Source organism: Flavobacterium sp. GT3R68, assembly GCF_007109225.1.
In the GTDB taxonomy this organism is placed as follows: Bacteria; Bacteroidota; Bacteroidia; order Flavobacteriales; family Flavobacteriaceae; genus Flavobacterium.
This window is the reverse complement of sequence record NZ_VJZK01000002.1, coordinates 438,667-460,707: the sequence shown is the minus strand read 5'-3', so window position 1 is coordinate 460,707 and position 22,041 is coordinate 438,667. Positions and strand designations below refer to the sequence as shown.

The following is a 22,041-nucleotide window of genomic DNA, read 5'->3' as shown; positions in this document are numbered from 1 at the left end:
TTTTCGGACAGCCTTTTTTGTTTTTATATAAATTTAAATGGCCAAATTTGAGGCCGCTTCAAATAAGCCAACCTAACACTAAATGGGTTTTGATTTTTTATCCATGAACGGTTTCGTTTTTTCCGTAGTTCCCTATGATGGATCCTTCAAATTCAATCCATTCCTGCCAGCGTTTATCAACATTTATTTTTTCAGAGTATTGTTTGGCAAAATTTATAAATGTGGTATAATGCCCGGCTTCACTAACCATTAATTCGTGATAAAATTGTGCCAATTGGACATCTTTTATATTAAGCGAAAGCACCCGGAACCTTTCACAACTTCTGGCCTCAATCATAGCCGCAAAAAGTAAGCGTTCAACTAAAGCATCATTACGGCTTCCGTCTTTTTTGGCAAATTTCACCAAATCGCTTACATAATTGTCTTTGCGTTCCCGCCCAAGGGTGAGCCCTTTTTCTTTGATTATATCATGTACCATCTGGAAGTGCTCCATTTCTTCAAGCGCAATTCGGGTCATTTCGGTCACCAATTCTTCTTTTTCTGAATTGTTGATGATGATGTATATCGCATTGGAAGCTGCTTTTTGCTCACACCAGGCATGGTCGGTCAGAATTTCTTCTATGTTGGATTCAACGATGTTTACCCAACGTGGGTCTGTGGCTAATTTTAATCCTAACATTTTTTTGTTTTTTTACGAACGACAAAAATAGTGATTTTCTGTCTGATTTCTCCGGGAATGAATTGGATTACAGTCAAAATAGGTTTATTTTGCAATCTAATTGATATTGAATGAAAAGTGCGCCACACGTTTTAATCCTGGGGTTTGTATGGCCTGAACCCAATTCCTCTGCAGCTGGAAGCCGAATGGTTCAGTTGATTCAATTGTTTCAGGAATGCGGGTGGAAGGTTACTTTTGCAAGTCCTGCCATGGACAGTGACTATATGATGGACCTTACGATGCTGGGGGTAGTAAAAAAATCAATTGTATTGAACTGCAGCAGTTTTGACTCTTACATCAAAGAATTGAATCCGTCGATTGTGTTATTTGACCGGTTTATGATGGAAGAACAATTTGGCTGGCGTGTTGCAGAACAATGTCCCCATGCGCTTCGTTTATTGGATACAGAAGATTTACACTGTCTACGCCTGGCCCGACAAAAAGCATGGAAAGAAAATCGGGATTTCAACACTACTGACCTGCTCACTGAAGAGGTTGCCAAAAGAGAGATTGCAAGCATTTTGAGATGCGATATTTCTTTTATGATTTCTGAATTTGAAATGAATTTGTTGCAGGATATATTTAAAATCGACAAATCGTTATTGTACTATCTCCCTTTTTTATTGGATGATGTCAATACTGAGTTAGTAGATAAGTTGCCACCATATGAAGAACGTGATGATTTTGTTTTTATCGGTAATTTTTTGCATGAGCCGAATTGGAATGCCGTTCAATATTTGAAAGAAACGATTTGGCCACTTATCAGAAAGCAATTACCTGAGGTTAACCTCCTGATTTATGGCGCATATCCTTCTCAAAAAGTATTGCAATTGCATCAGCCGAAAGAGGGTTTATATATTATGGGACGTGCCTCTGATGCTAAATCAGTAGTGCGCGAAGCTCGTGTGGTTCTTGCGCCCTTGCGATTTGGTGCCGGATTAAAAGGGAAATTATTGGAAGCTATGGAGTGTGGTACGCCGAGTGTCACTACATTGATCGGAGCCGAATCGATGCATGGTAATTTACCATGGAATGGATTCATTACTGACGATCATCAAATTTTTGCTGATGCCGCTACACAATTGTATAAGGATAAAGTACTATGGCAAAAATCCCAAAAAAACGGAATCCGGATTATGGAGGAAAAATATTTAAAATCGTTGTATCAGAATGATCTGATACAGTATATCTTATCTTCAGTAAAGAATCTGAAACAACATCGGTTGGATAATTTTATGGGGGCTATGCTTCAACACCACACAGTGCAAAGTACAAAATACATGTCCCGTTGGATAGAAGCTAAGAATAAATAAAAAAACCCGTTCTGATTGCTCAAAACGGGATTGGTATTTCAAAAAATAGATTATGCCAGCATAGTCACCGGATTTTCTATAAATTGTTTTAATGTCTGTAAAAATTGAGCTCCGGTTGCGCCATCAACAGTTCGATGATCGCATCCCAGTGAAAGCATCATGGTGTTACCAATTACAATCTGCCCATTTTTAACCACCGGTTTTTCAACAATGGCACCCACTGAAACGATTGCGGAATTCGGTTGGTTGATAATAGAAGTGAATTCCGTGATTCCAAACATTCCTAGATTGGAAACAGTAAATGTACTGCCTTCCATTTCTGCTGGCTGTAATTTTTTGTTTCTTGCTTTTCCGGCTAAATCTTTTACGTTACCACCAATTTGGGACAAGCTTAATTGATCGGCAAATCGTAGCACCGGAACAACTAATCCATCTTCAACGGCAACAGCTACACCAATATTAACATGGTGATTGATGATGATAGCGTCTTCTTTCCATTGGGAGTTTACTTTTGGATGCTTTTTCAAAGCCATTGCACAGGCTTTGATAACCATGTCATTAAAAGAAACTTTCGTGTCTGGAATGGTGTTGATAACACCTCTTGATTTCATAGCTTCGTCCATTGCTACTTCTATTGTCAGGTAGAAATGCGGTGCTGTGAAAATAGATTCCGCCAATCGTTTGGCAATAATCTTTCGCATTTGAGAATTCTTGATTTCTTCTGAAAAAGTTTCTCCTGCAGGAACAAATGGTTTTACTGCTGAGGCACTTTCCTGAGAAGGTACAGCTTGCTGAGTTGAAGCTGGTTGTGAAGTGAAGTTTTCGACGTCATTTTTTACAATGCGGCCGTTCTCTCCAGAACCTTTTACCTGTAATAAATTAATACCTTTCTCATCTGCTATTTTTCTTGCCAATGGAGAAACGAAAATACGTTGTCCATCTGCAATCGGGGTTGCTGTTTCTGCTTGTTTTGGAGCAGGCGCTTCTTCTTTTTTGGCCGATGCCGAAGCAGGTGCGGCAGTGCTGCCTCCTTTTTTGTAATTTTCTGCAATACCGGAAATATCGGTTCCTTCAGGTCCAATAATAGCCAAAAGACTATCTACCGGAACTGTTTGCCCTTCCTGAACACCAATGAACAATAATGTTCCGGCGTTGAAAGATTCGAATTCCATTGTTGCTTTATCAGTTTCGATTTCGGCCAGAATATCCCCTTCGGATACTTTGTCGCCCTCTTTCTTTATCCAGGTGGCTACTGTTCCGTCAGTCATGGTGTCGCTTAAACGAGGCATGGTTACGACAATAACACCAGTTGGCAATTCGGCAGGAGCAGCTGAAGTTTCATTTTTAGTTTCTTCTGTCGGCGCAGCAGTTTCTGATTTTGGCGCGGCAGCTTCTTCGGTTGGAGGAGCATCCGTTTTTCCGTTTAATAAAGCGGATATATCTTCCCCTTCTTCTCCAATGATAGCCAATAAAGAATCTACAGGAGCAGTTTCGCCTTCTGGGATTCCGATATGTAAAAGCGTTCCGGAATCGAAAGATTCAAATTCCATCGTTGCTTTGTCTGTTTCAATTTCTGCAAGAATATCTCCTTCCTTTATCTTATCACCAACTTTTTTTAGCCATGTAGCTACGGTTCCTTCCGTCATCGTGTCGCTAAGGCGGGGCATTTTAATAACTGTTGCCATAATTGATTATAGTTTATGAGGTAAAAAAGGATAGTTCTCTTGATCGTACACTACATCGTACAATTGCTGTATTTCAGGGTATGGGGACTCTTCGGCGAATTTCACGCATTCTTCGACTAAGCCTTTAACTCTTTCATCAATTGCTTCAATTTCTTCTTCAGTAGCATATTTCTGATCCATAATCACATCCAGAACTTGAGTAATTGGGTCAATTTTCTTGTATTCTTCTACTTCTTCCTTGGAGCGGTATAATTGTGCATCAGACATAGAATGTCCTCTGTAACGGTATGTTTTCATTTCCAGGAATGTTGGTCCGTCTCCACGTCGTGCGCGGTCCATTGCTTCATGCATCGCTTCGGCAACTTTTACAGGATTCATTCCGTCAACCGGCCCGCAGGGCATTTCATATCCTAAGCCTAATTTCCAGATATCCGTGTGATTGGCTGTTCTTTCTACGGAAGTTCCCATAGCATATCCGTTGTTTTCCACAATAAAAACTACAGGTAATTTCCATAACATTGCCATATTGAAAGCTTCATGTAAAGATCCCTGACGTGCTGCACCATCACCAAAATAGGTAAGTGTAACTCCGCCAGTTTCAAAATATTTGTCGGCAAAAGCAATACCGGCTCCAACAGGGATTTGCGCCCCCACGATGCCGTGTCCTCCGAAGAATCCTTTCTCTTTTGAGAAAATATGCATAGACCCCCCCATTCCTTTAGAAGTTCCGGTTACTTTTCCTAAGAGTTCGGCCATAACCGCTTTTGGGTCAACTCCCATTCCAATTGGCTGAACGTGATTTCTATAAGCGGTAATCATTTTGTCCTTAGTCAAATCCATAGCGTGTAAAGCACCCGCTAATACTGCTTCCTGACCATTGTATAGGTGAAGAAATCCTCTTACTTTTTGTTGTATATATAGTGCTGCTAATTTATCTTCAAACTTTCTCCAAAGCAGCATGTCTTCATACCACTTTAAATATACCTCTTTTGTAATTTCTTTCATCTGTTTTTCTTGCTAAAGTGTTTCTGTGTTATCAATTGCCCACTATTTTAAAATAGGTTCTTCACACAAATTTGCGAAGAGCAAAAATAGCACATTCCAACTAAGGAGTAAAATTAATGCGGGATTTTTATTTTATTTATAAGAAGTTTTTATCAAACATAAAAGGCAGTAAATTTTTCAATGAGTCTGATTTATAAACCGCACCAATTTCACCTGTAAAATAAATTTCAATTGGAGATTCCTGCTTAAACTCATATTCTGCAATGCTTTGTCTGCAAGCACCACATGGTGGTATCGGCGCTGCTGTTGTATTGGTATCAGAAGCAGCAGTGATTGCCATACAAATGATTTTTGCTTCCGGATATACTGCCCCGGCTTGAAAAATAGCAACTCTTTCAGCGCATAGTCCAGAAGGGTACGCAGCGTTTTCCTGATTGGAGCCCAATACCACTTTTCCGTTATCCAGGAGTAAGGCAGCGCCTACGCGAAATTTGGAATAGGGGGCATAGGCCTTTTTTCTGATGGCAATCGCTTCCAGCATCAATGATTTGATATCATCAGACAGGTCGGCTACCGAATCAAACGCGGTAAATTTTGTAGTAATACTTATATCTTTCATTCTTTATTAGGGAAAAAAAATCCAAATTTCACATTAAGAAATTTGGATTGTTTATTGATAATTTGATTTTACTAATATTCTTCGTATTTATCACCAAAATTAAAGGTAAGAGAAAAACGGAGTGTGTTTTCTAATGGGTTTTGGACTTTAGAAGCAGAGAACAAATAGGAGACATCTACTTTTACCACATTGTATTTAAACCCGGCACCCAAAGAGAAAAACTGTCGGGCTCCTTTTTCAGGACTTTCGTGGAAATATCCTAAACGCATTGCAAACGAATCCTGATATAAATATTCTGCTCCGGCAGAGTATGTGAATTCTTTCAATTCTTCGCCAAAGCCATCAGGAGCATCACCAAAAGATTTAAATATTCCTGAAACCCATCCTATTTTACGATAGTTGGCATTGTTTTCTGCTCTTTCATCGTTGGTAATAGTACCGTCACCATTCAAATCAGGATCTTGAGGCGTTGGGACTAGAAGTTTGTTTATTTCGACGCTTGCTGTTACTTTATTGTATTCGTCAAATACAAAATCAAATCCCGCTCCGAATTTCATTTGAGCAGGAAGGAAGTTGGCATTTACTTCAGATGATTCACTGGAGTCATAGCTGATTTTCGGACCTAAATTCTGAAGGTTAAAACCCAGTCTCCATTTACCATTGAAATCACTATAGGCAACTTCTTCGGATTGATAAAATGCGGCTACATCAAATGCAAATGATTTGGCAGCTCTGGTATCATTAGTGCCATCCTGAATTTTTAGATTGGAGCTTAAGAATCTTCCGGCAACTGCCATGGATAAATGATCGCTCAGCTTTAATGAATAGGAGCCATCCAAAGCGAATTCGCTTGGTTTTACCACCTGTGGGATATCGTCAAAATTCTGTCTTAATTCAATTTCACCCAAACTAAAATAACGGATACTACCGGCAAAAGCGCTTCGTTCGTTAATTTTATTAAAATAGGTAACCTGTCCTAGGGAAATGTCATTTACTAATGCAGTCAGATAAGGAGTATAACTGACAGTAAATCCTTGCTTGTCTAACGAAAAAGCATATTTAGCTGGGTTCCACTGCTGGGAAAACGCATCGGCAGCGGTCGCAACACCTTGGTCACCCATACCGGCAGCACGAGCATCAGCGGCAACCAATAAAAAAGGAACACCGGTTGTAATGACTCTATCCTCTTGTGCTCTTGATAGTTGCGTGACAAAGAAGCATATAACTAATAGCGATAATCTTTTCATTCTGATTTTTAAAATTGATTAAACAAATATAGTATTTTATTAAAGTATTACAAGTTTTTCAAACTTTTCGGTCTTTTTATTCGTCAATGTTGATTTTACCGTCAATTTATACACATAAACACCTTTTCCGATTTTATCGCCAAAATCGTCTTTTCCATCCCATGTAATTTCCCTGGACAGAAATCCATCCGTGGTAATGATTTGGTTTTTGGACCAGACTACCTTACCGGTAATCGTCATTACCTGCACCTGTACCTCGAGGGGTTCAAATGGCCTGTTGTGTGTAAACCAGAATTGCGTGTAATTCACAAAAGGGTTGGGGTAATTCAGAACATTTGTTAAGGTTATGGTATCATCGCCGACAACAAGAAACTGAATGTCTGCTGAAATTGGGTTATTGTATACATCCCAGGCTTTAAAAGTAATAGTGTGCAATCCTGCGGCTAAGTTTCTCAATGGGAATTGTAATTTTCCTTTCTTATAATTGTCCAACTCTGTTTCGTAATAATCATTTAATATGTACGGATTGCTTTCGTTTCCATCTAAAATGGCTACAATGTCATGCCCAATTCCACTTGCTGTATTAATCCCGTTTTCGTCTTCCAGATAAGCCAGGAATATAGGTGATTCATTAGTAATGCCGCCCGAAATAAACGTCTGGTCGTTCATGAATAATTTTACTCGGGGGCCAATATTATCAGCAATTGCATTTGGATTAATTCCGCCAATTTTTATTGTCGTGTCGTAACCGGTCTTGTCCAGTAGGGTTTGATCTGTTTTTGCATAGAAACTGATTCTTCCGTTTCCTACCGGAATCCTGATATCTCTAGGGACTACAAATCCAAATTCAAACTGACCATTGGCCACCGATGCATTTCCTCTGAAAACAGTTTCTCCTAATACACTAAAATTCATGATGTTACTTGTGCCATCATTATTGAAAGTGGTTTTTGTAATGTTTTTGTCAAATATGTTAACAGATAATTCTCCTGTATAATTGGTGAGTGGCGTATTGAATTCGTCTGTAATTTCGCCTGAAAGTTTCACGTAGGCTAACGATTGAAAATCGTCGATAGGTCCCGTTACCGGCATATCATTGACCTTAGTCAGACGAATTTTAGGTTTCGGTATCGAAAGCATCACCGCGGGATCTCCCAAATAGAATACGACATTGGAAGAAAAACTTGGACTGATGTTTTTAGACAATCGGAGTGCTTCGGCCATCGAAGGATAGTTATTTGAACCGTAAGCAAAAATATTTTGCGTTAATAAATCATTGAAACTTTCAGCGGCTCCTTTTTGAATAGACCTAATGGTCGTGATCATAGAAATAGCACCGCCTTTCGGATTCCAAAAAGTATATTCGCCAGCTGTCGGACGGTATGGATTGTCAAATCTCGAAAAATCACAAGTAATGGTAATGAATAATGGGTACTTGAATCGGTTGCTTAGATTCTGACCATCCGACTTTTCCCAAATCCTTTCATCTGATAGACCGTCTTCACCCCCATGACCCAGGTAATTGAAAACCAATGCTCCTTTTTCGAAAGCATTAAATATTTCCTCCCTTGCTTTTGGGTATCGGTTTCCGCCTGAAGAAGTTTCCTGGACATAGGAGTCAAGGATTATTTTTTTGACATTAATAAAAGGCTTTTCAAGAGAAAGTCGGTCGGCCAATTGGTTTTGTCTTTGCTGCAAATCGCCATCACTATGTCCCACATCGGAATCATCCGAAATGAAAACACAATTGTTTCTCCAATTGCCATACGATTTTAAATCATGATATTCGATGACCTTATTGACCATTTCTTCTGCCTGCTGCGTAGAACTTACAATCATCCGGCCTACCGCAATATCATAGCCTCCAAAGTCATGTATAGTATTTCCGGATTGATTCTGATAATCGATTCTGCCTTCATCAGCATCCATTAAAGTAAAAAAATCATCAGTGGCAAAAGATGATTCTCCTGCGGTAGTACTGTTTAGAGCATGATAAATAGGAACCGTATTGGTGTTGTTTGGCGTGCGGTTTTTATAATCAAATGACGCATCGCCAAAAAGGTTCAGATATTTTATTCGTTTATCCCCGGCCGAAGCATTCTCAAAAACATATTTTATGAAATTACGGATCCCTCCAATGTCTTGTTTTCCGGATGAAAATTCCTGATAAATAGCTTCAAGATTGACCACTTTAACATTTAGCTGAGAATAAACGCGATGGAAATTGGCTAATTTTTCAGCTTGATTGTTCAAAAAAGCAGGTGTGACTATAATATAATCGATATCTTGAAATTGTCCCGAGGCATTCTTGAAAATGGTGCCTTTCAAATCCTGATTAACTACTTTTGGTTGGGACTCTTTTAAAGGTGTATAATAATCCGCAGCATCTACAGCAATGTATTTCCGTACTTCCCCTAAATCGGCTTTCATGGAAAAGGAACTTTGGCCATTGTTTTCCATTTTGGTGACATCGTAGATATCGGTGATATCCCATACCTGTTGAATGGTTGCTGCATTGCTGAACTGGTATTCGCCAATTCCCGTTAAAGAGCTCGCATCATCATATTGAAAGCGGAATTGCTTCCCGTATCCTTGCAGATTTCTTATGGCTTTAAGGATGATGTAATCCAAAAATCCTTTTGATGAGGGGACACCATTATTATTATAGGTCAATTTTATAGCCACCTTTTCAGCGGCGGGAATCGTTAATGTTGTAGGTATTGTAGGTTGATACAGTTCTATTCCCGAATCGGCAACCAAAGAAGAAAGGTTGATAGTTCCTGCAGGCTGGTTATTCGCTTCTATCGTGAACGATGTTCCGGTAAATGCCGCAGCAGCAGTATTTATTATTAAAGTCATGGCAGATGAAGGAACGATGTTTGGAAAATCAAACTTAAATTCCTGCTCGTCATCAATATTAAATTGCTCTCCAAGCCAAGTTCTGCCCGTTCGGACAAAATTGACCAAATCCACCTCGTGAAATTGGTAGTCATCAAAAGTAGTAATTACCGTGCCCGTACCTGCAGGTTGCTGTAATTCCTGTATTCTTTTCCCATCATTGGCTTGAGTGGTTACATAATAATAAGATTTTGAAGCATACAGATTGTTGTGGGTTTTGCTGTCGTCATTCCAATTTTCTACTCCTTCGGCATAAAAAAGAATATAATCCTCATCATTAAAAACGCCATCATTTTCTCCTATAAACTGAATTGCATTCTCGGCCAGGTCGAAAGGGTAGAAGGTATTGTTTAATAAAGGGAGCATTCTCCCGCCATTGCCAAATATTTTGATTTTTCGCGGGTCACCATCTGTCTTGAGTCCCAATTGTCGTAAAAAGCCTTTTGATATTTTATAAACACCAGACTTTTCAACATAAAAACGATACCAATCACCTGATGCCAAAACAGAACTAGAAATAGTAGCGATGTTATTTGGAAATGCAGCTATTCTGGATGTGCCATTATTAAAGGAATAGCTGAATGATTTTATTTTTTTGAAACCATTTGCTTCTTTAATAATCGGCGACAGAGAGAGGAATGCAAATTTCTGATCACGTGCAATGACGTTTTTTAATGTTGCACGAATAGTAGCCGGTAGCAATCGAACATCCAAATCTCCTAATTGAGCCGCTGTAATGGATTCATAAACGATATTTGAAATTTGCAATGAATTTTCATCCACTGTCGAGGTCTGTCGAAGGTTTGATACAAAAAACAGTTCCTTTTTACTGGAATCAAAAAGGAAATTGCCCGATTGAAATTGAGGAACGGTCTTGGAATAGGTTCCAAAGGAGATTGGTGATTTTTCGGTCCATTCAAGGACCACTTCGCCTTTTTGCTGGGCAAAACCAACAAAGGATAACAAAGTCAATAGAGTGAGTAATATTTTTTTCATTTCAATAGATAACGCAATAATGGGAGAATTATTACCAGAAGTAAAAATAATTTATTTAATGCAATTTGTGTGTAATAATTATATTATTTTTGCGTTGTAATTAAGCATAATATCAGAAATGATATAAAATATTTTAAATTAAAAAAAGATGTTGCAATTTAATATTAATTATTATATTGCGCCTCGAAATTTATTACCTACCAAAGTATGAAAGTAAACAAAATTATGGCTATTAAATTATTACTATCGTTAGTGATAATATTAGGATTTACTAGTTGTGGTAAAAAGTCAAGCACAAAAGGAGCGTCAACTGCTACAGGTTGGAAAATCAACGATAAGAAGGGCGGTTTTCAGTTTAATGACAAATTTAAGAAGCAGGCTACTGCTCCTGGGTTGGTTATGGTAGAAGGTGGTACATTTACCATGGGTAAAGTTCAGGATGACGTGATGCACGATTGGAATAATACTCCAAGCCAGCAACACGTTCAGTCATTCTATATGGATGAGACTGAGGTGACCAATAAAATGTATATGGAATATTTAAGCTGGTTAAAAACAGTTTTCCCTCCTGAAGAAGAAAATTATAAAAATATTTATGAAGGCGCATTGCCTGATACATTGGTGTGGAGAAATAGATTGGGTTATAATGAAACGATGACCAACAACTATTTGAGACATCCTGCGTATGCTAATTATCCTGTCGTTGGCGTAAATTGGATTCAAGCAGTTGAATTCAGCAAATGGAGAACTAATCGTGTGAATGAAAGCACGCTTGAAAAAGAAGGATATCTTAAAAAAGACGCTAAAGTATTAGATGTAAAAGCAGAAAGTTCTTTTGATACTGAAACTTATTTGAATGCTCCTAGTAAAACTTTTGGAGGTGACGAAAAAATCGTTCTAAAAGGACGCAGAGGTTCTTTGTCTAAACCACAAAAAGTTGCTGGAGGAAAAGGCGAAGCGGCTACAACTAAAGAAGCCAAAAATGTTTATGCTCAAAGATCTTCAGGTCTTATACTTCCTGAATACAGACTTCCAACAGAAGCGGAATGGGAATATGCAGCTGCAGCGGATGTAGGTCAAAGAGAATACAATATCTATAAAGGACAAAAGAAATATCCTTGGTCTGGAAGTTATACACGTTCTGGAAAAAGACAAGTCAAAGGTGACCAATTGGCTAACTTTAAACAAGGAAAAGGAGATTACGGTGGGATCGCAGGTTGGTCTGATGACGGTGCGGATATTACAAATGCATCAAAATCATATCCTCCAAATGATTTCGGATTATACGACATGGCAGGTAACGTGGCAGAATGGGTTGCGGATGTTTACAGACCTATGGTAGATGATGAAGCAAGTGATTTTAACTACTTTAGAGGTAACGTTTATACTAAAAATAAAATTGGTGATGACGGTAAAGTGGAACTGGTAACAACTGAAAACATAGCGTACGATACCTTATCAAACGGTAAAATTGTCGCTAGAAATGTACCAGGTCAAATTGCTCAAGTTCCAGTTGACGAAAAAGAAACTTATTTGAGACAGAACTTTGATAAAAGTGATGAAAGAAATTACCGAGACGGTGATAAACAGTCTACCAGATTTTTTGATTTCGGAAGTTCTGAGGAAGGTGATAAATTGCCAGATGGTAAAAGAATGTATGATTCTCCCAAACATAATGTTACTACAGATAGTTTAGGTAACATGACCAGAAAATTTGATAAGTCGAACAAAAGGACAACTCTGGTAAATGATGACGTACGAGTTTATAAAGGCGGTTCTTGGAGAGACAGAGCTTACTGGTTAGATCCTGCACAAAGAAGATATTTTCCTCAGGACATGGCTACTGACTATATCGGATTTAGATGTGCAATGTCAAGAGTAGGACCTAAAGCGGACAAAAAGAAAAGACCTAGAAATTAATTTCTAATCAATAGTATACACAAAAGCCCTTTCATTAGGGCTTTTGTTTTTTAAAATTGTTTCATATGAAATAGCCATGAATCAACAATAAAGATGATCCTCATGGGTATAACGTATTTCCAAAATTTAATTTTATCTATATATGGATATCCAAAACATTCATAATCTGTTTTTGAATTGCGCATCCGTTTCGATTGATACCCGAAAAATTGAAACCAACTCTTTTTTTATTGCCATTAAAGGAGAACGTTTCGACGCAAATACTTTTGCAGATGAAGCTTTAAAGAAAGGAGCTTCGTACGTTATTATTGACAATGCTGATTATTTTATCGATGAGCGTACAATTCTGGTCAATGATAGCTTGACCACATTGCAGGAACTGGCAAGATTTCACCGCAATTACTTGAAACTTCCTGTCATTGCCCTTACCGGGAGTAATGGTAAAACAACTACGAAGGAATTGATTCAGGTTGTCTTGTCTAAAAAATATAAAACGAAAGCCACTGTTGGCAATTTAAACAACCATATTGGCGTGCCTTTGACCTTGTTGTCTTTCGACGCTGACACTGAAATCGGAATAGTGGAAATGGGTGCCAACCATCAAAAGGAAATTGAATTTCTTTGTGATATTGCCCAACCGGATTATGGCTATATCACGAATTTCGGGAAAGCGCATTTAGAAGGTTTTGGTGGCGTTGAAGGTGTGATTAAAGCCAAAAGTGAAATGTATACCTATCTCGCTAAAAATGATAAATTGGTATTTGTCAATCTCGAAGACCCTATTCAGTCGAGCAAAACAACCAATATGAAAACATTTTCATTTGGTGTCAATAAAGATGCGAATGTAAACATCGCATCCGTAACTGCGAATCCATTTGTCGATGTTGTCTACTCGGACATCCAAATCGTTTCACATCTGATAGGTTTGTATAACGCCAACAACATCAATGCTGCTATTACTATCGGAAAATATTTCGGCGTGGCTGACAGTGCTATTAAGATGGCAATTGAAAGCTTTGTGCCGGATAACAATCGCTCACAGTTATTACGTAAAGACAGCAACGAAATCATACTGGATGCCTATAATGCTAATCCAAGCAGTATGGCAGTTGCGATTGAAAATTTTGTCCAATTGGAAAAACAAAATAAAATCGCCATATTGGGTGATATGTTTGAGTTGGGTGCGGAAAGTTTGTCCGAACATAAGAATATTGTAGAGCTGCTTTCGGATGAGGAACAGACCACCTGTTATTTCATTGGGAAGGATTTTTACAACAATAAAATAGTAAAAAGCAATTTACATTTTTATGATACTTTTGAAGCTTTTTCGGAAGCTTTTAAAAGAACAAAATTCGAAAACAAAATGATTCTGATAAAAGGCTCCAGAGGTATGGCATTGGAAAGAACTTTGGAATTGTTATAAAATAAAAAAAACGCTGCTTTTTAAGGGCGTTTTTTTGTTAATTTAAAAAAAGTGAAAGATAGAGATACAAGCTGGACTATTTGTCATGAATGTCAGGGACGTGGCAAAAAAAGTCGAGGGCTCAGCAAGAAAGTGCGCCGCCGTTACCAGACAGCATTCGCTCAATTTGAAAAAACAAAAGACGAAGGGACAACTCCAGTTCGTCCTAAGGGTCACCTATACTCATGCTCGAACTGTAGCGGATCCGGGTTGGTTCATTCTGCCAGCTCTACTATAGCAGATAAGGAAAACTATCCACAAGTTGCTATTATTGGCGGCGGCATAGGTGGCATGGCTCTAGCTGTGGCTTGTTTGCACCGCGGAATTCCTTTTACCATATATGAACGCGATAATGAGTTTGATGCGCGATCTCAGGGCTACGGACTCACCTTGCAGCAAGCTAGTAAAGCGATCGCAGGATTGGGTATTTTTTCGTTAGACGAAGGGGTGATTTCAACAAGACATGTAGTTCATACTATAGAAGGAAAAGTGATCGGTGAATGGGGAATCAGAAAGTGGATGCAGTTCGATGCGAAAACGTCTGCGAAACGTTCAAATGTGCATATCGCACGGCAATCTTTGCGCTTAGCTCTTCTTAACCAACTCGGGGGACATCATGTTGTACAGTGGGGACACCGGTTAGTAGATTTTAAGCAATGTGAAAGTGGAGGTGTTGATCTGAGCTTTGAAGTGGAAGGGAAGATGAAGAGCTCCAAGGCGGATCTTGTGGTTGGATCTGATGGTATTCGGAGTTCGGTGCGGAGGCTGCTGATTGGTGAAGATATTACTCCTTTGCGTTACCTAGGTTGTATTGTGATATTGGGTATTTGTCCTTTAAAGATTCTAGAAGATCTTAATAGTTCTTTACTTGACTCGGCCACTGTATTTCAAACCGCCAACGGCAATGAGCGGATCTACATGATGCCATATACGTCGGACTCGGTGATGTGGCAACTTAGTTTTCCAATGCCCGAAAAAGAGGCTAAGGCGTTAAGTTCTAAAGGACCTCAAGCACTCAAGGAGGAAGCATGTCTTAGAACTCAGTGGCACGATCCCATTCCTCAGATTTTAGCGGCGACCGCGGAAGCGCAGATTTCTGGCTATCCTGTGTATGACCGAGAATTACTCCAGTCAGAATTGTTGGCGAAAGGGGGGCAAGTGACTCTTATTGGAGATGCGGCTCACCCCATGAGTCCATTCAAGGGACAAGGTGCGAATCAAGCTCTGTTGGATGCGCTCCTATTAGCTCGCGGGATCTCAAGAGGATGTCGGTCTTTATCTCAATGGAAAAATGCTGGAGTCAGGGAATGTGTATTAACTGAGTTTGAATCAGAAATGTTAGAACGCAGTGCTTCCAAAGTGAAAGATTCAGCAGAAGCCGCACATTTCCTACATTCCGAAATTGTGCTTCATGAGGGTGATGAGCCAAGAGGTCGTTGTCTAAAGAAGAAAATATAGTTACACCATCAAATTTTAAATTCGGCAAACCTCCTTAAAATCCGAAACATGAAATAAACATGATTCGATGTGCGTGGGCGAAAACCTTAAGAAAAATGCATAAAAAAACTCCTCAATTTCTTGAGGAGTTTTTTGTGGGCGATGAGGGGTTCGAACCCCCGACCCCCTCGGTGTAAACGAGGTGCTCTGAACCAGCTGAGCTAATCGCCCTATTTTGCAATCTAGAACCAGTGTTTCCCTTATTGCGTGTGCAAATATAAGCCTCTTTTTCATAATTGCAAACAAATGATTGTAAAAATCATAAAATTTCTGCAACAACGAAAGTACTCCCGCCGATATAAATAAAGTCGGATTTGGTCGCCCGTCTTAAAGTTTCCTGATAAGCTTCTGGAATTGAACGGTATACTTTTCCCGTCAAACCCAATTCTTTTGCTTTCTCGGCTAAAAGTGTTGCATCCAATCCACGCGGGATATTGGGTTTGCAGAAATAATAAATGGCATTTTTCGGGAATAGGGGCAGTATTTCATTCAGGTCTTTGTCATTGACCACTCCCAATACGATATGCAATTGATCAAAAGTTGCTTTCTGAACCTGTCTCATTACGATTTCCAAACCTTCTTTGTTATGTGCCGTGTCGCAAATTACAGTCGGAAATTCGTATAGTTGTTGCCATCTTCCCTGAAGACCGGTATTCTTTATCACATTCAAAAAACCGGCTTTAATATGCTCTTCGGTAATTTGAAATCCGTATTGCGATTGTAAAACACGGATGCTTTGGAGGACCGTTTTTTTATTGTATAGCTGATAATCTCCCAATAAAGAAGAAGGATAAGTTTCCTGTATTAAATCGGAAGCAAAATAAATTGGAGAATTATTTGCGTTAGCTTTTGTTAAAAACACCTCCTGGGTCTCGTTGGTATATTCGCCAATAACTACAGGAATGGAAGACTTGATAATGCCTGCCTTTTCTGCCGCAATGGCTTTTAACGTAGTCCCTAAAAACTGCGTATGATCTAAACCTATATTAGTAATGATAGATAACAGTGGGGTGATGACGTTGGTAGAATCCAAGCGACCTCCCATACCTACTTCAATAATGGCGATATCTACTTTTTCCTTTGTAAAATAATCAAATGCCAGACCCACGGTCATTTCGAAAAAGCTCATATCGTGCGATTCAAAGAATGATTTGTGACTTGATATAAATTCGCATACAAAATCCTCGGGAATTTCTTTTCCGTCAATTTTAATTCGTTCTCTGAAATCTTTTAAATGTGGGGAAGTGTATAGTCCCGTTTTATAACCTGCTTCCTGCAGTACAGCGGCTAACAAATGTGACGTGGAACCTTTGCCGTTAGTGCCGGCAACATGTATACACTTTATGTTTTTTTCGGGATGATGTAGATATTCGGTTAATAACAGGGTGTTGGTTAAATCTTTTTTATAAGCTGAAGCGCCCTGCTGCTGGTACATTGGAAGTTGGTTGAACATCCAATTCACAGTGTCCTGATAGTTCATTTTTGACATCAAAAAAATTGAATGATATTACCTACTGGGTAAGTTTGAAGTTATAAATAATTTTACCAACCTGTTTTTCAGGTGCATTATCATCCGCCTGCCATCTGGTACTCATCGCGGCAATTTTCGCTTGATCCAATAAACATTTTGCGGCATTCGTAGTCCCTCTGACTCCCGGATTGGCATTGATTACTCGTCCGGATTTATCCACAGAAATTTGAACAACAACAACACCTTCTTCATTACAAAGATAGTTCGGGTTTGGCTTGTTAAGTGCTTTTCTGTTTCCTAATTGGTAATTTCCGTTGCCATTACCTGTTCCGCTGCCGGAACCGTTCCCATAGCCGCTTCCTGTTCCCAAACCTTGACCGGAACCATTGCCGCCACCGCTTCCGGTTCCTGAACCACCACCACCATTATAGCCGGTTGCATTCGGGTCTCCGTTGGCCTTTCCTTTGTTACCACCTACCTTATCATTACCGTCACCTTCTTTACTGGAACCGTTCAATAAATTGGACAAGGCATCAGATGTTGATTTGGATGGTTTTGGAGTTGGTTTTACAGCCGGTTTTACCACTTCGGTCTTTACTGGTTTTACGGCAGGTTTTTTAACTTCTGCTATAACAGGTGCATCATCATTTTCGGAAACAATGATTTCTTTTTCGTCCGATGGGGCCCGAACGGATTGTTTTGGTGCCACTGTTACCACTTCCTTGGATTGGTAATTATCTCCGGAACCGAACTCGCTGTTTCCAAAATTTACGGCGATTTCACCGCCACCCCCGCCGCCTTCAAGTTGGCTTAATTCGACCTGATTGCTGAACTTGAGATAAAAAAACAATAGAAAAAGCAATACAAATATAATTGTAGTGATGGTAAGGGATTTTTTTTCCTGTTCTGTTGCTAATACACTCATAATTCAGATATTATAATAAAGTAATTCTTTGTCTATAACGAATATCATGCCATTTAAATTGCATTTATGCGTGTCAGAAATCCAACACGCATTAAATAACATTCAATTATACCAATTGTTTCAACGCAATTTCAAAAGCTGTTGCGCTGATATTGGTTTTGGAACCATTCAAAGCATGGGCTTTAACAATAGCATTTTTAATAATTTCTGAAGTATCCTGAAAGATAGCCTCGTCTGTCATCTGAACCTTTTTCTCCATAAAGTATGCAAAAACACGTGCCATTCCACAGTTTGAAATGAAATCCGGAATTAAGCTGATTTTTTGGTCCACCTGCTCCATGATGGATCCGAAGAAAATTTCCTTATCGGCAAAAGGAACGTTGGCACCACAAGAGATCACTTCCAAACCGGCAGCAATCATACTGTCTACCTGGCTTTGCGCCACTAATCTTGAAGCGGCACATGGCGTGAAAATTTCAGCACCGATAGACCAGATTTTCTGGTTGATTTCCTCAAAAGGAATCATATTGTCAGCTACCAATTTATTTCCGTCTTTGTTCAGGAACAAAGTTCTGATTTCTTCAAAAGTAAATCCTTCCTCTTTAATCAATCCACCATCTCTATCAATGATTCCAACTACCTTTGCTCCCATATCTGCCAGATAAAAAGCAGCAGCAGAACCTACATTTCCGAATCCCTGAACGATGGCTTTTTTCCCTTTTACAGAACCACCATAAATATCGTAATAATGACGTACCGCCTCAGCAACGCCATAACCGGTAATCATATCTGCAATTGTATATTTTTTACTGACATCCGGAGAGAAAGTAGGATTTTCAATCACTTTTACTACCCCTTGACGCAATTGGCCAATTCTGTTGATTTTATCTGCTTCGGTTGGTTTGAAATGTCCGTTGAAAACACCTTCTTGCGGATGCCAAACACCACATTCTTCCGTCATCGGAATCACTTCATGGATTTCATCGACGTTCAAATCCCCACCGGTTCCATAATAGCTTTTCAATAATGGGGAAACAGCCTTATACCAACGTTGCAAAACACCTTTTTTTCTTGGGTCATTTGGGTCAAAGTTAATTCCCGACTTCGCACCACCAATAGCGGGTCCCGACACAGAGAATTTTACTTCCATAGTTTTGGCCAAAGATAGCACTTCATTCATGTCAAGACCTTTTCTCATTCGGGTTCCACCGCCAGCAGCGCCACCTCGAAGAGAATTGATTACTGTCCATCCTTCCGCTTCAGTTTCTGCATCTTTCCAGTTGAAAACGATTTCAGGTTCTTTATTTTCGAATTTTTTAAGTAGATCTTTCATCAGTAGTGTTAGTTTTTAGTTGCGCAAATATAAAAAACATCTCGTTGCCAATTTTGTATTTTTTTGGTTATTTCGGCTGAAATATTTTTCCGGAACTATGGTCCTCTTTTGCTCCTGTAACACTGGCTAAAACATTGATTTCATCGCGTAATTTCAAAACGCCAAGCAAGCCAAAAATTAAGGCTTCTTTAAATTCGAGTAATTTTTTTTCCGGAATGACCACGCGCATTTCAGGCACATGGAATAAAATGCGTTCCATCAGTAAAGTATTGTAGGCACCTCCTCCGGTTATCAGAATGCTCTTCTTGGCATTGGGTAGCGCCAAATCAATCTGGAATGCAATATGCTCTATAAATGTCATTAGTTTGTCTTGAGGTGGAATTTGGAAACTATCCATTAAAGGAAGAACAGTGTCATTTACAAATTCAATTCCCAACGATTTTGGATAGGGTTTATAGTAATATTCCAGCTGGTTTAGTTTGCTCAACAAACTGCTTTCTTTTTTTCCATTGCGGGCAAGCTGTCCTTTGTCGTCGTATTGAACGCCAGTTATATTAGCATAGTGATTCAAAACGGTATTAACCGGACAAATATCGTAGGCAATTCTTTTTTGATTTTCTTCAAAGGATATGTTTGAAAATCCACCTAAATTGATGCAATAATCATACGCGGAAAACAAAAGGCGGTCCCCAATAGGGACTAAAGGGGCACCTTGTCCACCCATCTGAACATCCTGAATCCTGAAGTCACACACCACTGTATGATTGACAATGGTAGCTATTTCTGGTAAATTACCAATCTGGAGCGTCACGCCATTTTGCGGCTGGTGTAATACCGTGTGTCCATGTGAACAGACGGCATCAATATATTCGATGCTGTGCTTTTTTATAAAATCAGCAATCATCTCTCCTAATAACAAGGTATAATCGGAATTAAGCTTGTCCAATTCCGGAGCAGGTAAATCTACTGCCGTTTTGAGCTTTGCGGTCCATTCGGGGGCATAGGCAATTGTTTCACATTCTAATAATTCAAAACTCCATTTTTGCTCTTTAATCCCTAAATGAATATGTGCTATATCCACTCCATCGAGTGAAGTCCCGGACATCACACCGATTACGTTGTAGCTTTCTTTTATCATACGCTAAAATTAAGAAATCGTATTGAAAATTTGACAATTTAAAAGTATATTTGTCCACATTTTTAAAATTAATTCAATTAGTACCACCTTATATTATGGATTTTAAACTTACCGAAGAACACTTGATGATACAGCAGGCAGCTAGAGATTTTGCTCAAACTGAATTATTGCCTGGTGTAATTGAAAGAGACGAGCATTCGAAATTTCCAACGGAGCAGGTTAAAAAAATGGCTGAACTGGGGTTTTTAGGGATGATGGTTGATCCAAAATATGGTGGGTCCGGATTAGATAGCGTGGCTTATGTCTTGGCTATGACCGAAATCGCAAAAGTGGATGCCTCGGCAGCGGTAGTGATGTCGGTAAACAACTCATTGGTATGTGCAGGTTTGGAAAAATATTGTAATGAGGAGCAAAAAATGAAATATTTGGTACCTCTTGCAAAAGGAGATGTTATTGGAGCTTTTTGTTTGTCAGAGCCTGAAGCGGGTTCGGATGCAACTTCACAAAAAACAACCGCAATAGATAAAGGGGACCATTATTTGATGAATGGAACTAAAAACTGGATTACCAACGGAAATTCAGCGTCAACTTATATCGTAATTGCGCAAACAGATATTGAAAAAGGTCATAAAGGAATCAATGCTTTTATCGTTGAAAAAGGATGGGCCGGATTTGATATCGGATTAAAAGAAAAGAAAATGGGGATTCGTGGTTCGGATACACACTCTTTAATGTTCACTGATGTAAAAGTGCCTAAGGAAAACCGTATCGGTGCCGAAGGTTTCGGATTCAATTTTGCTATGTCGGTATTGAACGGAGGCCGTATCGGAATTGCTTCGCAGGCATTAGGTATTGCAACCGGAGCTTATGAACTGGCTTTAAAATATGCACAAGAACGTAAAGCTTTCGGTAAAGAAATTTTTAAACACCAGGCAATTGCCTTCAAATTAGCCGATATGGCAACACAAATAAGCGCTGCAAGACTGTTATGTCTTAAAGCAGCCTGTGAAAAAGATGCAGGTGAGGATATTTCTCAATCCGGGGCGATGGCCAAATTATTTGCTTCGCAAACCGCAATGGATACCACTATTGAAGCTGTTCAGATTCACGGCGGAAACGGATATGTGGCCGAATACCACGTGGAACGTATGATGCGTGATGCTAAAATCACCCAGATATATGAAGGAACTTCAGAAATCCAACGTATCGTAATTTCAAGAAGTCTGGTTTCTTAATTAACAGATTAATGACTAAAATATAAACCAATCTCATTATTTTGAGGTTGGTTTTTTTTATTTCCATAAATTTACAACTATAAGGCGTGAAGAAACTTCAAATTTCAAAATTTAAATAGCATGAAAAAGCTTATTTTTTTACTTATTGCATTTTTATCCATAATGGCATCCGCGCAAAATGGAAACAAAAGAATCACGCATTTTAATCTCGACAAGAAAGTGGCTATCCAGGGATATGATCCTATTGCGTATTTCAAACAGGGGAAAGCGGTGAAAGGGAAAAAGGACTTTAGTGCTGCTTATGAAGGTGTAGTATATTATTTTTCAGCGGCGGCAAATAAAGAATTGTTTCTGAAAAGTCCAACCAGCTACGAACCGCAATACGGCGGATGGTGCGCTTATGCAATGGGCGATTCCGGAGAAAAAGTGGAGATCAATCCAGAAACTTTCAAGATTGTGGATGGAAAACTATATCTTTTTTATAATGCTTTTTTCAACAATACAATGAAAACCTGGAATAAGAACGAAGTTGTTTTGAAGAAAAAAGCGGATGCATCGTGGAAGAAAATATCAAATTAA

The 22,041-nt window shown here is 39.1% G+C and carries 16 protein-coding genes and 1 tRNA gene; 6 read left to right on the top strand and 11 right to left on the bottom strand.

Annotation, left to right across the window (positions count from 1 at the left end; all coding sequences use genetic code 11):
* Positions 1-97: 97 nt before the first annotated feature.
* The gene (locus FNW07_RS06495; protein ID WP_126745216.1) at positions 98-679 is read right to left on the bottom strand and encodes a tRNA-(ms[2]io[6]A)-hydroxylase; all 582 of its coding nucleotides are present in this window, start codon (positions 677-679) and stop codon (positions 98-100) included.
* Positions 680-789: 110 nt separating this feature from the next.
* On the opposite strand from FNW07_RS06495, the gene FNW07_RS06490 reads away from it, so the two are divergent.
* Positions 790-2,031 (top strand): glycosyltransferase, encoded by a 1,242-nt coding sequence (locus FNW07_RS06490; protein WP_126745215.1) that lies wholly within the window; start codon positions 790-792, stop codon positions 2,029-2,031.
* 50 nt (positions 2,032-2,081) lie between these two features.
* Here FNW07_RS06490 and FNW07_RS06485 read toward each other — a convergent pair whose 3' ends face one another.
* The 5 genes from FNW07_RS06485 to porU all read right to left on the bottom strand — a co-directional run bounded on the left by FNW07_RS06485 (position 2,082) and on the right by porU (position 10,481).
* Positions 2,082-3,716: a pyruvate dehydrogenase complex dihydrolipoamide acetyltransferase gene (locus FNW07_RS06485; protein ID WP_126745214.1), complete on the bottom strand. Its 1,635-nt coding sequence runs from the start codon at positions 3,714-3,716 to the stop codon at positions 2,082-2,084.
* Between the two features lie 6 nt (positions 3,717-3,722).
* The gene (gene pdhA / locus FNW07_RS06480; protein ID WP_126745213.1) at positions 3,723-4,721 is read right to left on the bottom strand and encodes a pyruvate dehydrogenase (acetyl-transferring) E1 component subunit alpha; all 999 of its coding nucleotides are present in this window, start codon (positions 4,719-4,721) and stop codon (positions 3,723-3,725) included.
* Between the two features lie 136 nt (positions 4,722-4,857).
* Positions 4,858-5,340, bottom strand: a complete 483-nt coding sequence (cdd, locus tag FNW07_RS06475; RefSeq protein ID WP_126745212.1) for a cytidine deaminase — start codon at positions 5,338-5,340, stop codon at positions 4,858-4,860.
* A 71-nt stretch (positions 5,341-5,411) separates the two neighbouring features.
* Positions 5,412-6,587, bottom strand: a complete 1,176-nt coding sequence (porV, locus tag FNW07_RS06470; RefSeq protein WP_126745211.1) for a type IX secretion system outer membrane channel protein PorV — start codon at positions 6,585-6,587, stop codon at positions 5,412-5,414.
* Between the two features lie 39 nt (positions 6,588-6,626).
* Positions 6,627-10,481 (bottom strand): type IX secretion system sortase PorU, encoded by a 3,855-nt coding sequence (porU, locus tag FNW07_RS06465; protein ID WP_126745210.1) that lies wholly within the window; start codon positions 10,479-10,481, stop codon positions 6,627-6,629.
* 207 nt (positions 10,482-10,688) lie between these two features.
* Between porU and gldJ the strand changes: the two genes are divergently transcribed.
* The 3 genes from gldJ (at position 10,689) to FNW07_RS06450 (ending at position 15,321) form a co-directional block, all read left to right on the top strand.
* On the top strand, positions 10,689-12,401 hold the full coding sequence (gene gldJ / locus FNW07_RS06460; RefSeq protein WP_126745209.1) for a gliding motility lipoprotein GldJ: 1,713 nt from the start codon (positions 10,689-10,691) through the stop codon (positions 12,399-12,401).
* A gap of 142 nt (positions 12,402-12,543) precedes the next feature.
* Positions 12,544-13,824: a UDP-N-acetylmuramoyl-tripeptide--D-alanyl-D-alanine ligase gene (murF, locus tag FNW07_RS06455; protein WP_126745208.1), complete on the top strand. Its 1,281-nt coding sequence runs from the start codon at positions 12,544-12,546 to the stop codon at positions 13,822-13,824.
* Positions 13,825-13,875: 51 nt separating this feature from the next.
* On the top strand, positions 13,876-15,321 hold the full coding sequence (locus FNW07_RS06450; RefSeq protein WP_126745207.1) for an NAD(P)/FAD-dependent oxidoreductase: 1,446 nt from the start codon (positions 13,876-13,878) through the stop codon (positions 15,319-15,321).
* Positions 15,322-15,456: 135 nt separating this feature from the next.
* Here FNW07_RS06450 and FNW07_RS06445 read toward each other — a convergent pair.
* The 5 genes from FNW07_RS06445 to FNW07_RS06425 all read right to left on the bottom strand — a co-directional run bounded on the left by FNW07_RS06445 (position 15,457) and on the right by FNW07_RS06425 (position 20,227).
* A tRNA-Val gene (locus tag FNW07_RS06445) sits at positions 15,457-15,531 on the bottom strand.
* Positions 15,532-15,619: 88 nt separating this feature from the next.
* Positions 15,620-16,840 (bottom strand): folylpolyglutamate synthase/dihydrofolate synthase family protein, encoded by a 1,221-nt coding sequence (locus tag FNW07_RS06440; RefSeq protein WP_126744882.1) that lies wholly within the window; start codon positions 16,838-16,840, stop codon positions 15,620-15,622.
* Positions 16,841-16,871: 31 nt separating this feature from the next.
* Positions 16,872-17,756, bottom strand: a complete 885-nt coding sequence (locus FNW07_RS06435) for an energy transducer TonB (protein WP_126744881.1) — start codon at positions 17,754-17,756, stop codon at positions 16,872-16,874.
* A 106-nt stretch (positions 17,757-17,862) separates the two neighbouring features.
* Positions 17,863-19,089, bottom strand: a complete 1,227-nt coding sequence (locus FNW07_RS06430; protein WP_126744880.1) for a Glu/Leu/Phe/Val dehydrogenase dimerization domain-containing protein — start codon at positions 19,087-19,089, stop codon at positions 17,863-17,865.
* Between the two features lie 67 nt (positions 19,090-19,156).
* The gene (locus FNW07_RS06425; RefSeq protein WP_126744879.1) at positions 19,157-20,227 is read right to left on the bottom strand and encodes an anhydro-N-acetylmuramic acid kinase; all 1,071 of its coding nucleotides are present in this window, start codon (positions 20,225-20,227) and stop codon (positions 19,157-19,159) included.
* 95 nt (positions 20,228-20,322) lie between these two features.
* On the opposite strand from FNW07_RS06425, the gene FNW07_RS06420 reads away from it, so the two are divergent.
* Both FNW07_RS06420 and FNW07_RS06415 read left to right on the top strand, forming a co-directional pair.
* Positions 20,323-21,462, top strand: a complete 1,140-nt coding sequence (locus tag FNW07_RS06420; protein ID WP_126744878.1) for an acyl-CoA dehydrogenase — start codon at positions 20,323-20,325, stop codon at positions 21,460-21,462.
* A gap of 120 nt (positions 21,463-21,582) precedes the next feature.
* The gene (locus tag FNW07_RS06415) at positions 21,583-22,041 is read left to right on the top strand and encodes a YHS domain-containing (seleno)protein (protein ID WP_126744877.1); all 459 of its coding nucleotides are present in this window, start codon (positions 21,583-21,585) and stop codon (positions 22,039-22,041) included.

Excerpts from the sequence above, each read along its gene's own strand:
- gldJ (WP_126745209.1), top strand. The coding sequence starts at position 10,689 with ATGAAAGTAAACAAAATTATGGCTATTAAATTATTACTATCGTTAGTG.
- porU (WP_126745210.1), bottom strand. The coding sequence starts at position 10,481 with ATGAAAAAAATATTACTCACTCTATTGACTTTGTTATCCTTTGTTGGT.
- pdhA (WP_126745213.1), bottom strand. The coding sequence starts at position 4,721 with ATGAAAGAAATTACAAAAGAGGTATATTTAAAGTGGTATGAAGACATG.
- murF (WP_126745208.1), top strand. The coding sequence starts at position 12,544 with ATGGATATCCAAAACATTCATAATCTGTTTTTGAATTGCGCATCCGTT.
- FNW07_RS06495 (WP_126745216.1), bottom strand. The coding sequence starts at position 679 with ATGTTAGGATTAAAATTAGCCACAGACCCACGTTGGGTAAACATCGTT.
- FNW07_RS06485 (WP_126745214.1), bottom strand. The coding sequence starts at position 3,716 with ATGGCAACAGTTATTAAAATGCCCCGCCTTAGCGACACGATGACGGAA.
- FNW07_RS06490 (WP_126745215.1), top strand. The coding sequence starts at position 790 with ATGAAAAGTGCGCCACACGTTTTAATCCTGGGGTTTGTATGGCCTGAA.
- porV (WP_126745211.1), bottom strand. The coding sequence starts at position 6,587 with ATGAAAAGATTATCGCTATTAGTTATATGCTTCTTTGTCACGCAACTA.
- FNW07_RS06440 (WP_126744882.1), bottom strand. The coding sequence starts at position 16,840 with ATGAACTATCAGGACACTGTGAATTGGATGTTCAACCAACTTCCAATG.
- FNW07_RS06420 (WP_126744878.1), top strand. The coding sequence starts at position 20,323 with ATGGATTTTAAACTTACCGAAGAACACTTGATGATACAGCAGGCAGCT.
- FNW07_RS06435 (WP_126744881.1), bottom strand. The coding sequence starts at position 17,756 with ATGAGTGTATTAGCAACAGAACAGGAAAAAAAATCCCTTACCATCACT.
- FNW07_RS06415 (WP_126744877.1), top strand. The coding sequence starts at position 21,583 with ATGAAAAAGCTTATTTTTTTACTTATTGCATTTTTATCCATAATGGCA.
- FNW07_RS06425 (WP_126744879.1), bottom strand. The coding sequence starts at position 20,227 with ATGATAAAAGAAAGCTACAACGTAATCGGTGTGATGTCCGGGACTTCA.
- FNW07_RS06430 (WP_126744880.1), bottom strand. The coding sequence starts at position 19,089 with ATGAAAGATCTACTTAAAAAATTCGAAAATAAAGAACCTGAAATCGTT.
- cdd (WP_126745212.1), bottom strand. The coding sequence starts at position 5,340 with ATGAAAGATATAAGTATTACTACAAAATTTACCGCGTTTGATTCGGTA.